General features: G+C 25.9%; 13 protein-coding genes and 1 pseudogene. 8 read left to right on the forward strand and 6 right to left on the reverse strand.

Translation table 11 applies throughout. The annotated features are described in order from the left end of the window. The first annotated feature begins 39 nt into the window (after nt 1–39). The 3 genes from BFL38_RS13155 (at nt 40) to BFL38_RS13165 (ending at nt 1,595) form a co-directional block, all read left to right on the forward strand. Entirely contained in the window at nt 40–270 is a 231-nt protein-coding gene (locus BFL38_RS13155; RefSeq protein ID WP_069727445.1) for a hypothetical protein, read from the forward strand. 158 nt (nt 271–428) lie between these two features. Further along, nucleotides 429–701: a hypothetical protein gene (locus BFL38_RS13160; RefSeq protein ID WP_069727446.1), complete on the forward strand. Its 273-nt coding sequence runs from the start codon at nt 429–431 to the stop codon at nt 699–701. A gap of 159 nt (nt 702–860) precedes the next feature. Next, the gene (locus tag BFL38_RS13165) at nt 861–1,595 is read left to right on the forward strand and encodes a Bax inhibitor-1/YccA family protein (protein ID WP_069727447.1); all 735 of its coding nucleotides are present in this window, start codon (nt 861–863) and stop codon (nt 1,593–1,595) included. 964 nt (nt 1,596–2,559) lie between these two features. Here BFL38_RS13165 and BFL38_RS13170 read toward each other — a convergent pair. Next, the gene (locus BFL38_RS13170; RefSeq protein WP_069727448.1) at nt 2,560–3,741 is read right to left on the reverse strand and encodes a cation:dicarboxylate symporter family transporter; all 1,182 of its coding nucleotides are present in this window, start codon (nt 3,739–3,741) and stop codon (nt 2,560–2,562) included. A gap of 236 nt (nt 3,742–3,977) precedes the next feature. On the opposite strand from BFL38_RS13170, the gene ispF reads away from it, so the two are divergent. From ispF to rsmG, 5 genes are all read left to right on the forward strand, one after another. Further along, entirely contained in the window at nt 3,978–4,454 is a 477-nt protein-coding gene (ispF, locus tag BFL38_RS13175) for a 2-C-methyl-D-erythritol 2,4-cyclodiphosphate synthase (protein ID WP_069727449.1), read from the forward strand. A 17-nt stretch (nt 4,455–4,471) separates the two neighbouring features. Beyond that, nucleotides 4,472–5,476 (forward strand): squalene/phytoene synthase family protein, encoded by a 1,005-nt coding sequence (locus tag BFL38_RS13180; protein WP_069727489.1) that lies wholly within the window; start codon nt 4,472–4,474, stop codon nt 5,474–5,476. Nucleotides 5,477–5,556: 80 nt separating this feature from the next. After that, on the forward strand, nt 5,557–7,494 hold the full coding sequence (locus BFL38_RS13185; RefSeq protein WP_069727450.1) for a tetratricopeptide repeat protein: 1,938 nt from the start codon (nt 5,557–5,559) through the stop codon (nt 7,492–7,494). Nucleotides 7,495–7,538: 44 nt separating this feature from the next. After that, on the forward strand, nt 7,539–8,258 hold the full coding sequence (locus BFL38_RS13190) for a hypothetical protein (RefSeq protein ID WP_069727451.1): 720 nt from the start codon (nt 7,539–7,541) through the stop codon (nt 8,256–8,258). 6 nt (nt 8,259–8,264) lie between these two features. After that, entirely contained in the window at nt 8,265–8,885 is a 621-nt protein-coding gene (rsmG, locus tag BFL38_RS13195; RefSeq protein WP_069727452.1) for a 16S rRNA (guanine(527)-N(7))-methyltransferase RsmG, read from the forward strand. A gap of 2 nt (nt 8,886–8,887) precedes the next feature. Here the strand turns inward: rsmG and BFL38_RS13200 are convergent, their stop codons facing one another. From BFL38_RS13200 to BFL38_RS13220, 5 genes and pseudogenes are all read right to left on the reverse strand, one after another. Continuing rightward, the gene (locus BFL38_RS13200; protein WP_069727453.1) at nt 8,888–9,907 is read right to left on the reverse strand and encodes a lysylphosphatidylglycerol synthase transmembrane domain-containing protein; all 1,020 of its coding nucleotides are present in this window, start codon (nt 9,905–9,907) and stop codon (nt 8,888–8,890) included. A 24-nt stretch (nt 9,908–9,931) separates the two neighbouring features. Continuing rightward, nucleotides 9,932–11,449 carry a DUF5312 family protein gene (locus BFL38_RS13205; RefSeq protein ID WP_069727454.1) on the reverse strand — a complete coding sequence of 506 codons (1,518 nt, stop codon included), beginning with the start codon at nt 11,447–11,449 and terminating at the stop codon, nt 9,932–9,934. 99 nt (nt 11,450–11,548) lie between these two features. Continuing rightward, the gene (locus tag BFL38_RS13210) at nt 11,549–12,370 is read right to left on the reverse strand and encodes a tetratricopeptide repeat protein (RefSeq protein WP_069727455.1); all 822 of its coding nucleotides are present in this window, start codon (nt 12,368–12,370) and stop codon (nt 11,549–11,551) included. Between the two features lie 59 nt (nt 12,371–12,429). Then, the gene (gene tgt / locus BFL38_RS13215; RefSeq protein ID WP_069727456.1) at nt 12,430–13,548 is read right to left on the reverse strand and encodes a tRNA guanosine(34) transglycosylase Tgt; all 1,119 of its coding nucleotides are present in this window, start codon (nt 13,546–13,548) and stop codon (nt 12,430–12,432) included. A 224-nt stretch (nt 13,549–13,772) separates the two neighbouring features. Further along, nucleotides 13,773–14,282 (reverse strand): annotated as a pseudogene (locus tag BFL38_RS13220) (methyl-accepting chemotaxis protein); the annotation flags it as partial. Nucleotides 14,283–14,527: the final 245 nt, after the last annotated feature.

Raw genomic sequence — 14,527 nt, forward strand, 5'->3', positions numbered from 1 at the left:
TTGGGATTTTTTTATTTATATATTTATTATGGATAATCTATGAATAACAAAGAAAGAATTATAAAAATTATTAAAATTATAGCTTATCTATTTTCTTATATGATGGTTACTGTAGTTGCTTTTAATTATGGTTATATGTTCTATGCAGTTAAATTTGATGGGGCTTCTGCTCCTCCTAGTATTTCTTTTATTTTTGCTATTCCTTTTATCGTTGCTATATTGGTATGTTTTATTATAATTAGAATAATTAAAAAGAGAATGAAAGATTAGTATAAAACTATTTTATTATAAATGCATACTAATTTATACAGATTATATTTATGATATATTGAAAATATTACTTTATTCAAAATAATCAGTTTATATATACATTATATAGCTATTTTTATTTATTATATAATAAAAATCATTTTGGAGGTTTGTGAATAATGGAGAAAGAAAAGAAAAAGATTATGGTTATTTCTGGTTCTATATTTAGTATTATAATTATTATACCCCTTACTTTAGTTATTTATAATCTTAAATTAGAAAATGCTTCTTATCTTCCAAATACTTTTTCAAAATATGCTGTATCTTTTTTAATAGCATTTATAATCATTCAGCTAATATCAGTAATTTTTAATAAACTTATATTACTTGTTTTAACTTTAATTGCTGCAATTCTTATAAAGAAAATAGTAAAATATGAGGAAGATGAATAAATTTAATTTTTCTTATAAGAATTATATTTATACTTTTATCATAAAAATATAAAAAATATTACTTTATTCAAAATAATTAGTTATACTTTATACTAGTATTTTATTAAACTTATTGTATAATAAATAATTAAGTAAAAATAATTTTGGAGGTTTTTAATTATGGCAAATCCTGTTTTATCAGATAAGGCATTTAATTATGCATCAAGTTATGAAAATGAAAATGCGATGACACTTAATGGGGCAATTAACAAATCAATAATACTTACATTGATATTAATGCTTTCAGCTATGGTAAGTGTATTCTTTGTTTTAGCTTCTAATCCTGAATTTCTTTATCCTGCAGCTTTAGGATCATCTATAGGTGCTTTTGTTTTAGCTTTGATAATGACTTTCAAAAAAGAATTATCTAAAGTTTTTTCTATACTTTATGCTATACTTGAAGGTATTGCTATAGGGGCGGTTTCCTATGTATTTAATGCTGCTTATGATGGTATAGTTGTTCAGGCTGTATTTCTTACATTTTTAGATTTATTTATAATGTTAGTTTTATACAGATTTAGAATAATAAGAGTAACAGAAAAATTGAGAAGTGTGATTATGGTATCTACTTTATGTATAGGTCTTGTATATTTAGTTAATTTTATAATGTCATTTTTTGGTGCTAGAATACCTTTCTTGTATGGTTCAAGTCCTTTAAGTATTGGAATAAGTATAGTAATAGTTCTTATTGCTTCTTTCAATCTTCTTTTGGATTTTGATTTTATGGAGAAAGGAGAGCAGTATAATATGCCTAAATATTTTGAGTGGTATGCTGCTTTCGGACTTCTTGTTACTTTAGTATGGCTTTATTTAGAGATATTAAAACTTTTAGCTAAGTTTAGAAGCAGAGATTAAAGATTATATAATTTGAATTAAAGAGCATGCATATTAATTTATGCATGCTTTTTTATTTGCATTAGAATTTTAATTTATGAATTATATTTTTTCTAAAATAGTATGAAACAATACTAATATTCAAAAAATTTTAATTGCTTATTTTTGATAAAAAATATTAATATTCAAAACGCTTCAATTCCTAGTATTTGATATGGAGAATATTAATAAAAATAAATGTATAAATGTTTGACAAAGTTTTTATTTAATGAATATCTTATCAACTTTTTTTGTCGCACCCCATACTTAACAGTACTTCCTTCGGTCGCAGGGGACTTCGTCAAAGTTGCAAAAAAAAAGACTAGGGTTTTGAAGGTTTATAATTAATGAAAATTTATTAGCTTATTCTTAATTCATGCAATTTCATTTATTAATAATTTTATATTGTTACTATCTAGCTATTAAATATAAAACTTGTACAAATATTTATGATGTGTAGAATTTTATTTATAGATTTGCAAACGCTTCAAAGTTATTGTAGATATGAATATTAAATAATAAGCATTGAATAATTAAATCTAGCTGATGAACTTTTTTAATGAATATTTTATCAGTTTTTATTTATCTGTTTTTTGTGCGTTCACTCAAAGATTCAAAAAAGATTTGGCAGTATATAAATATTTATTATTCTATATAACGCACGGTTAATTAAATCTTATAAAAGTAATACAAAAATGAGATATAAGATAAAAAATATAAAGGGTGGGAAATGTAATTGAATTTTAAAATCTTTATTACATACACGCCATTTAAATTGTAGTTCAATTTCTAGTTTTATCTTCAAAAAAATCAAAATTCATATTTAGTTTATAAGTAAAAAGGCTGGAATATGTTATTAAAACATATAATAAAAAAGACAGCTTCCTAAAACTTTAAGAAACCGTCTTTTTTATATTCTCATTCTAATTTAAATAATTAAATAAAATCAAGCTGCATCTTTTTTTATTTTAGTTTGATAGAACCAATCAACAAATACTGCTATAGCATTATCACCAGATACATTAGCAGCAGTACCAAATGAATCTTGAGTTAAATATAATGCTATCATTAAGCCCTGTAATTCTTCTCCTGTTATTCCAATCATATATAAGAAAGGCAAAGCACTCATAACAGCACCTCCAGGAGCACCAGGAGCAGCAACCATAGCTATACCTAACATAAGTATAAAAGGAAGTATTGAACTATAAGTAGGACTTTGTCCTAATATTAATATAACAGCAGTAGAACAGCAAGTTAATGTAATCATAGAACCTGCCAAGTGTATAGTAGCACAAAGAGGTATTACAAATTTTCTTATTTGTTCTGATACTCCGTTTTTCTCAGCTGCTATTAAGCTAACAGGTATAGTGGCAGCACTGCTTTGAGTACCTATAGCTGTAAAGTAAGGCGGTATTTGATTTTTTATAAGCATTATAGGAGATTTCTTTCCTATAGCACCGGAAATTACAAATAAAGCGGTTATATAAAGCAAATGAAGAATAATAACAACAACAAATACTTTAGCAAATATTACTATAATATGCTGTATGCTTCCTGCATAAGCCAAATTAGCAAATGTACCTAAAATATGAAGAGGAAGTATAGGAATAATGATATTTTTTAATATAGTTTGTATAACCTCTTCAGAATCTTTTACTATAGAAAATAATTCTGCTCCCTGTCCTTTAGGTCTTAATAAAGTGATACCTATACCTAATATAAAAGCAAATATTACAGCTGATGTAACATCAAATAATGGTTTAAGAGGTATAGTGAAATAACTTTCCAAACCAGATTCTAATTTTACATTGCTTAAAGTAGCTGAACCCAAAAGTGTAGGAAAAAGATTAGAAGCTACAAAAAATGCTATACTTCCTGCTATCAATGTGGAAGCATAAGATATAATAACTGTAATACCTATTAATTTAGGGGCTCCTTCTGTTAAATTAGCAATACCATAACCTATAAATGTTACGACCATCAAAGGTATAATAAAGTTTAAAAATAAACTGAATATTGCACTTATAGTTACAAATATTCTAACTATAGGTGCGGGAAGAAACATACCGACTAATATACCTAAAATTATACCTATAATAATTCTAGGTAAGAGACCTATTTTTTTCATTTTTTTCTCCATTTGTTTTATATAATTTTTATTATTCTATGTATAGTATTATATAAATTTTTTGTATGCATTCAACTAGTATATGTAAATTTTAGTTTTTTTTATTTTTAGTATAAAATTATCATCTATTTTATTATACAAATAATACTTTATTGTTTATTTCAAAATATAAAATAATTTGACAAATTAATCTATTTTAGTATAATTTAAACACTTATAATCAAGGATATTAGTAAATGAGAATAGGCTATGGATACGATTCACATGTATTTGCTGATAATCGTAAATTGATATTGTCCGGAATAGAAATCCCTTATGAATTAGGATTAAAAGGTCATTCAGATGCTGATGCAGTTATTCATGCTTTGATAGACTCTATATTAGGGGCTTTGGCATTAGGGGATATAGGAAGTCATTTTCCTGATAATGACGAACAATATAAAGATATTTCTTCTATAGTCCTATTAGAAAAAACAGTTTCAATTATGCAGGAAAAAAACTATGAAATATCAAATACTGATATTACGATTATATTGGAAAAACCAAAATTAAGAAAATATATAGATACTATGAGAGAAAATCTATCCAAAATTCTTAAAACTGATATAGAAAATGTTTCGATAAAAGCTAAAACTAATGAAAAAATGGATTCTATAGGCAGAGGAGAAGGCATAGCAGTTCATTGTGTATCTTTACTAAAAAAAACAAAATAAAAATTCAGGAAAAATATATGGCAACAAAAATTAATACGAAATATTTACTAGATTTAGTTTCAAGAAGTTTTGCTTTGACTATACCTCTATTGGATAAGAATAAAAAAAATAAGGTTGAAGTTCAATATTTGCTTGCTAGAATAATAGATACTATAGAGGATTCAAGCCATACAATACAGGATAAGGAAACATTAATAACAGGATTTATAAATATATTAAAATCAGAAAATACTGATAATTTAGAAAATTTAAAAAATGTAGTGATAGAGCATACTATAAATGAAAATGATAAAGTTTTAATAGAAAATATAGATGTAGTTCTTAAATCATTTTTTACTTTTAAGCAGGAAATAAAAAATATATCTATTTCATATTTAAGAGAAATGGGATATGGTATGGTTTATTATCAGGATCATGTTATATCAACATTTGAGGATTTAGATGATTATTGTTATTATGTTGCCGGTACTGTCGGACTTTATCTTAGTGAGCTTACAAAGATATTGGATAATTTAGAATTGGACAGAGAGAAAGCTAAGAGCTTGGGTAGATTTTTACAGAAAGTTAATATTATTAAAGATGCCAAATTAGATTATAGAGAGAAAAGAGTTTTTTGGCCTTTAAGTTTATTTGAAAATGAGAATCCGGCTCCTTATTTTGAAGATGGGGCTTATATGGATAAATCTATGGAAATTTTAGTAAAAATGATAGAATCTGCTATGAATGAGTTTCAAAATTCTATAGAATATATTATGGCAATAGATAAAAAAGCATTAGGCTACAGGCATTTTTGTTTGGTTGCAGTTCTTATGGGATATGAAACTATAAAACTTATGAAAAACAATTATAATATATTTATGGGTGAAACTGTAAAGATACCTAGAAAAAATACATTAGAAATAGTTGCAAAAGTTAAGGCTGATTTTTATACCAATAAGAGATTGGAAGATTTATTAGAAAAAGCATTCACAAAAGAATTAGTACAAAGCGAATCTGAAAGTACTGCAAATAATAATGAATAAATAAAGTATTATATTTCAAATTTAAAGTCTTGTTTTTTGTATTGATATATATTAAAATTATTCACGGAGTTGTAATTATTATGTTTATTAGAAAATTCTGTATTATATTATCTATTTTTATATTTAGTGCATTTCACTTATTTTCTCAATCAAATAAAGAAGATGGAAATGTTTTTAAAGATTCTAAATATATAAAAAGCGAAGAGGAAGCGAAAGCGGCATATACTTTAGCTTTGTATTATAAAGAACGTGCATTAGCTAGAAAAACAGCAGATGAACAAACTATAAAGGATTTGGAAAGTGCTAAAGTAATACTTCAGGAAGTTGTTAAATATGTGCAAAATAAAGAGATATATATAACATTGGCTGAAACGCATGAGGCTTTGGGGGAATATTATGAGAGTTCAAAAATTTATGACGGATTAGTTTTTGATTCTCCTGATGATATTGATATATTGTTTAAAGCGGCAGAAAGAAATATATTTATTATGAATAATATTGATAAGGCAAGATATTATTTGGAAACAGCTTATGAGATAGATAATTCATATAATGATGTTTTAATATTATTAGGCTATACACATTATCAAAAAAGAGAACTAGATAAAGCGGTATATTATTTTTCAAAAGTAGATGAAACTAAAAAATCAAGTAATAATAACAATTATTTAAACTATTATAATTTTTATTATGGTATGAGTGAGTTTTATTTAAGCAGATTTTCTAGTGCTGTAAATAGATTCAAAAAATTAGAAAATGTACAATTATCTCCGGCGGATAAATATACTGCTTCTTATGGTATAGTAAAAAGTTATCAGGCTTTAGAAAAATATGATGAGGCTTATTCTAATAGTATTAGTATAGAAGATGGTTTATTTTTGAGTGCATATTTAAGTTTTATGTCTGACAAATATGATGAAAAATTATTTAATGAAATAGACACTTCAAGCCATAATACTCCTAAAATATTGTCTATAATTACTGAAGCTAAGACTTCTGGATACAGTAATGCTCTTAATATAATAGAAACTGATTTAGACAGAAGAGAAATTGATTTAGATATTATACAAGCATATTATAAAATGATTTATGAAATAGGAAGCAAAGAAAATAAAATGAATTCTGAAATGGATATAATATCATTTTATTTGATGATTAAAAATATAGATGCTTTGCCTAAACATATAGATAATTTAATAAGCTATGATAATAGCGGAAAATTTAATAATTTATATTTACAGGCAGCTTTAGAGTTTAAAAATCAAAATGATTTCAATTCATCAAAAGAGATGTTAAATAAATATTTATCGTTAAATAATAATAATATAAAAGAAAATGAATTAGTATCATTGGTATTGACAGCAAGCGATATAGGAGAAAGCGAACTTGCTATAAAGAGTATTGAAAAATATGAAAAAGAAAAATATTCCTACAGTTATTTGAAGGCTTATGCCTCATTGATAAATAATGATGAAGTTAATGCCAATAAATACTTGAATGAAGATTTTGAATATTTCAGTAATAATAAGTCAAATACTAATGATTATAGAATAAATATTCCTTATGTAACATCATTAGCATTGGACAATACTAATTCAGCATTACTATATGCCAATTATAAATACTCTCAGGATACAAATTCAGCAGAAAATATGAATAGTTTATCTTGGGCATTGGTTTCATTAGGCAGTGATTTGGATAAAGCTATACTTCTTTCTAAAGATGCTGTTAAATTAGAGCCTGATTCTCCTCACTATATAGATACTTTAGGTTTTGCATATTATAAAAAAGGCGATTATGATAATGCTTTAAAAACATTATTAAGAGCTGCTTTATATGCAGATGATGATTCCAAAGCTGAAATATATGCACATATTGCTGATGCTTACTATGCAAAAAATGATTATAAAAATGCACTTAAATATTATAGAAAATCAATATCTTCCTATAAAAAAGAATTCGATTATGATGAAAACAGAATAAAAGATAAGATCGAAAGTTTAACAGAGAAACAATAAATAGGTTTTATATTCTATATTAATTTTTAAGAGGTTTATAAATAATGATAAAGAATAATACTATAATATTTATTATATTTCTATTAATTTCTAGTTTGGCATTCAGTCAAAATGAAAATGAAGTTATGAAAGAGGCTTTTAATAGGTTTTCAAAATCTCCTTTTACAAGCATATACTCATCAGGCGGAGCTTTTTACAGCGGCGATGATTTAGATCAAATGCCTATGTTAGTTAATTACTATAAGAATAGCAATAATAAATATATGAATGTTGTTGACGGACTTTTAGGCAGTCTTATATTTGATGCTAAAGTTAATAATAATAGTCTTACTTTAGATTTAGCTGAAGCAGAGGCTCCTTTAAAGAGAAATTTTGATGAGTTTGCATTGGAAGCACCTATTATGCGTTTCCCTAAGGTTTATGCTGATATACTTGATTATAAATTTATAGATTTGTCTAAAAAAATAATAAGCAGTAATATAACTTTGGGAAAGAATTGGCATACATTGCAAATAGGCTATAATGATAGGGTAGATACTATAGTTTTTTCAGCATCTACTTACAGGGTAAGAAGTTTTTCTACTGCTTTTATGGATAATGTTGTCAGTGTAGAATTGGGTTCTTATACAACTGTTAATAATATGCCTTATCCTAAAGAGTTTATAATGAAAAGCAAAGTTGATAAAAGAGAACTCCGCTATAATGTTACAAATGTATCTGCAGGGGATAGAGCAAAACAAGATGCCAAAAAATTGGGCTGGTAATAATTTATGCATTATGATTTTGTATTAGACAATATCAGCAATAATATAAAAATTGATGAATGTAAAAAAGAAAAACTTATAGAGTATGCTTCTTTGGTTATAGATTATAATAGAAATATAAATATCACAGGAGCAAAAACTGAAGAAGATTTTTTTAATGATCATATTGCTGACTGTCTTCTTGCTTTAGATATATTTTCTGATTATAATAATATAATAGATATAGGCTCAGGGGCAGGACTTCCTTCTATACCGCTTGCTATTGTATTTGATAATAAAAAATTTACATTATGCGAATCTAAAAATAAAAAGGCTGAATTTTTAAGATTGGTCAAAGATAAATTAGAATTAAATAATATAGAAGTGAAATGTATAAATGCTTATGAGATAAAAGAAAAATATGATACTATTACTTCAAGAGCATTTTCAGATATAGCTGTACTTTTTAAAATATTTAATAAACTGAAAACAAAAAATTCAAGATTAATTTTATATAAAGGTAAGAAAGAAAAAATAGAAGAAGAATTAAAAAAAGCAAATATTTCAAAAAGCAAATATACTGTAGAAATAAAAAAGTTAGCAAATAAAGATAAAGAGAGGCATATAGTTATAATATCCAATATATAATATTATGCCTTATTCTCTTTGTTTTCTTCTTCATTATCAGATTTAGTAGCAGTTTTTAAATCTACTCCCATAATAAATAAGAATATAAATCCTATTATCACTATAGGTACAATTCCCATTATATGATATACAAGAGCATAAGGAGCTGCTATATTTTTTTCTACACCTATAAGAGAAAGTCCGAATATTATAGCCCATTCAAAAGGTCCTATTCCTGATGGGGCAGAAGGTACTGCAAAACCGAATCCTCCTATAGCAAAAGTAAATAATGCTATTATGGGACTAGTTTTAATATTAAAAGCCATCATCAGAAATCCTATAGTAAGCATTTGACCTATAAGATAAATAAAAGTATAGAGAAATATTAAAAATATATGTTTGGCATCATTTTTAAATCCTATTCCGTCTATAAAATTGCATGAAAACTCAATTAATTTATCTCCTATATTTTTAGGAAGTATTCCAAAAATTTTATGAAAAACCTTATGGGCAAATTCTCTCTGCCATACTAGAAACATTAATACCAAAAAGCCAATTATTGATAAAACAAATAAAGCTATGGCAGCATAAGTAACTGTCTGAGGTAAGTTGGGAATAAATATTACAGATATGGTTAATATAATGCCACCTGTTATAACATCAAAAAGTCTTTCAGTAACTACTGAAGCGATTAATGCTGACTTACTTACATTTTCTTTAATACCCAAAATATAAGCACGAGCCACCTCGCCAAGTTTAGCAGGAAGTATGTTATTTCCCATATAACCAATATAAGTTGCCATAATTACAGTTCTTTTTTTAATAGGCTTTTTTAAAGGAATAAAACATTCCCATCTTAAACCTCTTAATACTATAATAACTATACTTAATATTAAGGAAATAATAAAATATACTACATTAATGTTTTTTACTATTTCTATAGATTCTTTTATATTAATTCCTCTAAAAGCAAAATATAAACATATTATGCTTATGGCAATTCCTATAACTACCTGTATAATAGTTTTATGTTTTTTATTCATCAGCAATTTTCCATTTTTATTATATCATCTTACAAAGTTTTTCATAAGTGTTATAAAATTGTCAAAATCATCAAGCATGTTTTGAGCTATATCAAGATTAAATTTAGGTAAGTACTGAACCTTATTTGCATTACTAATTTCCTGCTTAGTATTATTTTTACAGTCATCAAAGATATTTTTTACTATAGTAGTTAAATCTATTACAGAGTTATAAACGCTTAAAATTATTTTATTTCCTTCAGTATCAATTTTATTTACCATAGTTTCTATTAAATCTTTATTAGCATTTGCTTTATTTTTTGATATTATCCAAGTTTTTAAACGCTTGAAGTTTTCGGATTCAGGACTTAGCATAGTATCAAATTTTTGTATAGCTTCTCTAACATCATTTAATATATAGAAAGCATCAAGTCCCTGAGAGTTTCTGTCTTTGCTTACAAATTCAGCCCCTAAAAACATATCATTAAGCGGATCTTTATAATTGATATCAAATATTTCTATAATGAATGTTTTTATATACTGAAGCGGCTCTACACATGTAAATATAGGACAGTCAAATTTTTCAAGCTGCTCATTTTTTTCTTCATTAACATTAGACATTTTTAATATTTCTATACCATTAAATAGCTTATTCCTCATTCCTGCAATTTTACTGCTCTTAATTTCAGCAACTATACTATCCATATCTTTCTTTAAATTATTTGTCAAATCTGTTATATAATTTACAAATATATTAACATTAGAAGGATTAATACTGCATTTATAAGTAAAATCTTTAAGCAAATAAACTATAATATCATGCATTATATCAGGCGTCTGAAGATATTTAACTCTCGCTAAAAATGATTTGATATTTTTTTCAGGTATAGGAGGCATTCCTAAATATTGCTGAAAAATATTTAAAGCAGATAATAATTCTTTTCTTATTACTATTGAGTTTACAGCATAATCCAATTTCACCAAATCATCAACTACCTGCATATTTGAACTAGGTTTAAATTGAGGATTAGAATTGTATGCACCATCTACAAAAGATGGACAAAAAGCTCTCAAAAAGAGAAAGAAATCAAAATTTGATAATTGTGCAAAATCTTTAAGCAAGTTGAAAGTTAAATTCATTTCCTTTCCGCTTTCTCCGCTTATAAATTTTTTGAATTTTACAAAATTGTTTTTTACTTCAGTAAATACATTATTAGGATTTTGTCCTTCTCCTATCTTGGACATCATATAATCTCTATTTAATGTAGAATATAATTCTTTCATCTCATCACTAAAAGATACTTCTATTAAATAATACGAAAATTGTTTTCCATCTTTTACTATAAATTCCTCTTTTAAAGGATTAAGTAAAGGACCTACTACTTTATACATTTCAAATATAAATTTTGCACAAGTAACAGTTAATGATTTAGTTTTTAAATCCACAAAATTATATTTTTGTTTTGATATTCTGTCAGAATACTCCTCCATACGCATTTTTTCCACTAATTCAGGAGTTCTTATATTGAATAAATTGTATCTTATATAATCAAAAAAATTCACAGTTGCAATACCCCATTAATTTACTATATTTTAGTTATTTATAATATACTAAATTGACTAATATTAAAAGTTTTTTTATTTATTTTTTACTATAAAATATTATTCTTTAATAGCCTCCAAAGCCTTTTTTGCTTCTTCATAATTTTCATTAAGTTTTAAAGCCTGTTCAAAATTTTGAATGGCTAATTTTTTATTTCCTGTTGAAGCATATATAGAGCCTATAGTATAGTATATTACTTTATCATTATTATTTACTTCCAATGCTTTTTCTAAATATCTTATAGCCATTTTATTACTATTTTTTTTATTATAGCATGAAGATATATTACATAATACATAAGGATTCTTACTTTCATAATTTGCATTAACTTCATGAAAAAGAGAAAGAGCTTTATCATAATCTCCATTATGATGATATATACAGCCTAATAGATTGATTATATCATTTGTAGGCTTTGCATCATAAGCTAAAACGGCATATTCTAAAGATATATCATATTCTTTCCAAGCATAAGACTGAAAAGCAATATATGAGCATCTTTTATAGTCTTTAGATTTTATTTTAATATTTTTTGATAATTCCAATGCTTTTTCTAAATATTCCTTTCTATTTTTTTTATCCATTATAGATAAGTATTCATATATAAAAGCATTTTTTTTACCGGTTTTCAAAAGTTGATTAAAATAATTTACAGAAGTATTATATTTATTTTTTTTCATATTGATGAATCCCATCATATATAGTGCTTCTGCATATTTAGGTGTTTTAAGCAGAATGGTGCTGTAATAGTTTTCGGCATCATCCATTCTATTTTCTTTAAAAGCTATTCTAGCTAACATAGCCATAGCATAAGGATCATTTGGTTTTTTTGATAAAATGTTATTATATTTATCTAATTGCTTATCATATTTACCTGCCATAAATAAACTCACTTAATTATTTGTTTGTATATAATACAACTTTTTAAAAAATATGTAAACTAATAAAATTTTTTCATCATATCTTTTCTATAATCGGAAAATACATCATTTTCAATAGAATTTCTTAAATCCTTCATAAATCTTTGCATAAATCTTACATTATGTATAGTCATAAGTATAGAAAACAGTATTTCATGTGTTTTATCCAAATGATTAAGATATGCTTTAGAGAAATTCTTACAAGTATAACAATCACATTCTTCTTCAAGCACAGTATCGTCCATTCTGTATTTAGAGTTTCTTATTCTAACAATACCATTCATAGTAAATGCTTCACCATTTCTAGCATTTCTAGTAGGCATGACACAGTCAAACATATCTATACCCTCCATAACAGCATTAAGTATATCTCTAGGCTCGCTTACCCCCATCAAATAACGAGGCTTGCTTTTATCTGTATAAAGCATTACTTTGGAAAGTACATCATGCATTTTTTCAGGAGTTTCACCGACAGAAAGTCCTCCTATAGAATAAAAAGGAAAATCCATATTTACTAAAGTTTCAGCACTTTCTTTTCTTAAATCATCAAACATTCCGCCTTGTATAATTCCGCCGAGATACTGATATTCACTGTTTGGAGTGCTGTCATGATATTCTTTGCATTCTTTAGCCCATTTGTGAGTTCTAAGCATTGCTTCTTTGGCATATTCGTAAGAAGCATCATATTTAGAACATTCATCAAGGCACATTATAAAGTCAGCCCCTATAATATGTTCTGCTTCCATTACACTTCTAGGTGTAAATAGGTATTTAGAGCCATCTATATGAGAACTGAATTCCACTCCATTATCATTTATTTTTCTTAATTTCGCCAAAGAGAATACCTGAAATCCGCCTGAATCCGTAAGCATAGCTCCTTTCCAGCCCATAAATTTTTTGACTCCGCCGAATTTTTTCAATACTTCAAGTCCCGGTTTTAATACTAAATGATAAGTATTGGATAATATTATTTTACTTTCCGTTTCTTCTATCATAAGAGGAGTCAATGCTTTCACAGTTGCTTTTGTACCTACAGGCATAAATACAGGTGTATCTATTTCTATTCCATTAATATTTATTTTTCCAAGCCTTGCTGATGTTTGACAGCTGTTTTTTAATACATTGAATGTAAATGACATATTATTCCTTATATTAAAATATTTAGTGCTATTTTATACGAAAATAAATAAATATCAAATGCTATATGCAAAAAATAATATATAAAATCATATAAATATACAGCAGATTTCTTATAAATTTTTTTGATGTATTAATTTTGTTTTTATAATATTTTGCTAAAATATATAAAATTATCCTATGCCATAAAATAATAGCATAGGATAATTTTATATTATAATTTTATTTATCTAGTTCCATCAGGAAGTTTAAATAAATGTATAGCATCCATTAATTCTTTAGACTGAGCAAATAACAATTCAGCAGATGCTGTAGCTTCTTCTACTAAAGCGGCATTTTTCTGAGTTGTAGAATCCATTTCTGAAATAGCAATTTTTACCTGATCTATTCCATTTTGCTGTTCCACAGCACTATTACTTATTCCTTCCATAATTTTTGAAGCTTCATCTATTTTATTTTGTATTTCTATGAATATTTCCTGAGATTCGCGAGCTGTTCCTGTAGCTTTATCTATTTTTTCATAAACATTCTCAATCAAGTCTGTAATGCTTTTTACTGAAGTTTGAGTAGTTTGTGCCAAGTTTCTTACTTCAGAAGCAACAACTGCGAAACCTTTTCCTTGTTCTCCTGCCCTTGCTGCCTCTACAGAAGCATTAAGAGCTAGTATATTAGTTTGGAATGCTATATCTTCAATGATTTTAGTAATATCTTTAATTTTACTGCTTGCATCATGTACATCATTCATCTTATTTACTTTATGTCTGTAATACTGTGTTTTTGCAAAGCATTATTTAATGGTAAAAGCCATTTCTTATTTATTCCTATTTTATTTAATATATTTTCATTTAGCATAGATTAACCCTCTTTATTTTTGTAATTCATATACTTTTATATATTCAGTTTTTTGTTTCTCTTTTGCTATTTGGAGTGTTACTTCTCTTTGTTGAAGAAGTAGAATCATATAGTGAAGAACCTATAGCG

The sequence above is a fragment of the Brachyspira hampsonii genome, from assembly GCF_001746205.1.
Taxonomy (GTDB): Bacteria; Spirochaetota; Brachyspiria; order Brachyspirales; family Brachyspiraceae; genus Brachyspira; species Brachyspira hampsonii_B.

Excerpts from the sequence above, each read along its gene's own strand:
- BFL38_RS13155 (WP_069727445.1), top strand. The coding sequence starts at position 40 with ATGAATAACAAAGAAAGAATTATAAAAATTATTAAAATTATAGCTTAT.
- BFL38_RS13165 (WP_069727447.1), top strand. The coding sequence starts at position 861 with ATGGCAAATCCTGTTTTATCAGATAAGGCATTTAATTATGCATCAAGT.
- BFL38_RS13200 (WP_069727453.1), bottom strand. The coding sequence starts at position 9,907 with ATGAATAAAAAACATAAAACTATTATACAGGTAGTTATAGGAATTGCC.
- BFL38_RS13210 (WP_069727455.1), bottom strand. The coding sequence starts at position 12,370 with ATGGCAGGTAAATATGATAAGCAATTAGATAAATATAATAACATTTTA.
- ispF (WP_069727449.1), top strand. The coding sequence starts at position 3,978 with ATGAGAATAGGCTATGGATACGATTCACATGTATTTGCTGATAATCGT.
- tgt (WP_069727456.1), bottom strand. The coding sequence starts at position 13,548 with ATGTCATTTACATTCAATGTATTAAAAAACAGCTGTCAAACATCAGCA.
- BFL38_RS13160 (WP_069727446.1), top strand. The coding sequence starts at position 429 with ATGGAGAAAGAAAAGAAAAAGATTATGGTTATTTCTGGTTCTATATTT.
- BFL38_RS13170 (WP_069727448.1), bottom strand. The coding sequence starts at position 3,741 with ATGAAAAAAATAGGTCTCTTACCTAGAATTATTATAGGTATAATTTTA.
- rsmG (WP_069727452.1), top strand. The coding sequence starts at position 8,265 with ATGCATTATGATTTTGTATTAGACAATATCAGCAATAATATAAAAATT.
- BFL38_RS13180 (WP_069727489.1), top strand. The coding sequence starts at position 4,472 with ATGGCAACAAAAATTAATACGAAATATTTACTAGATTTAGTTTCAAGA.
- BFL38_RS13185 (WP_069727450.1), top strand. The coding sequence starts at position 5,557 with ATGTTTATTAGAAAATTCTGTATTATATTATCTATTTTTATATTTAGT.
- BFL38_RS13190 (WP_069727451.1), top strand. The coding sequence starts at position 7,539 with ATGATAAAGAATAATACTATAATATTTATTATATTTCTATTAATTTCT.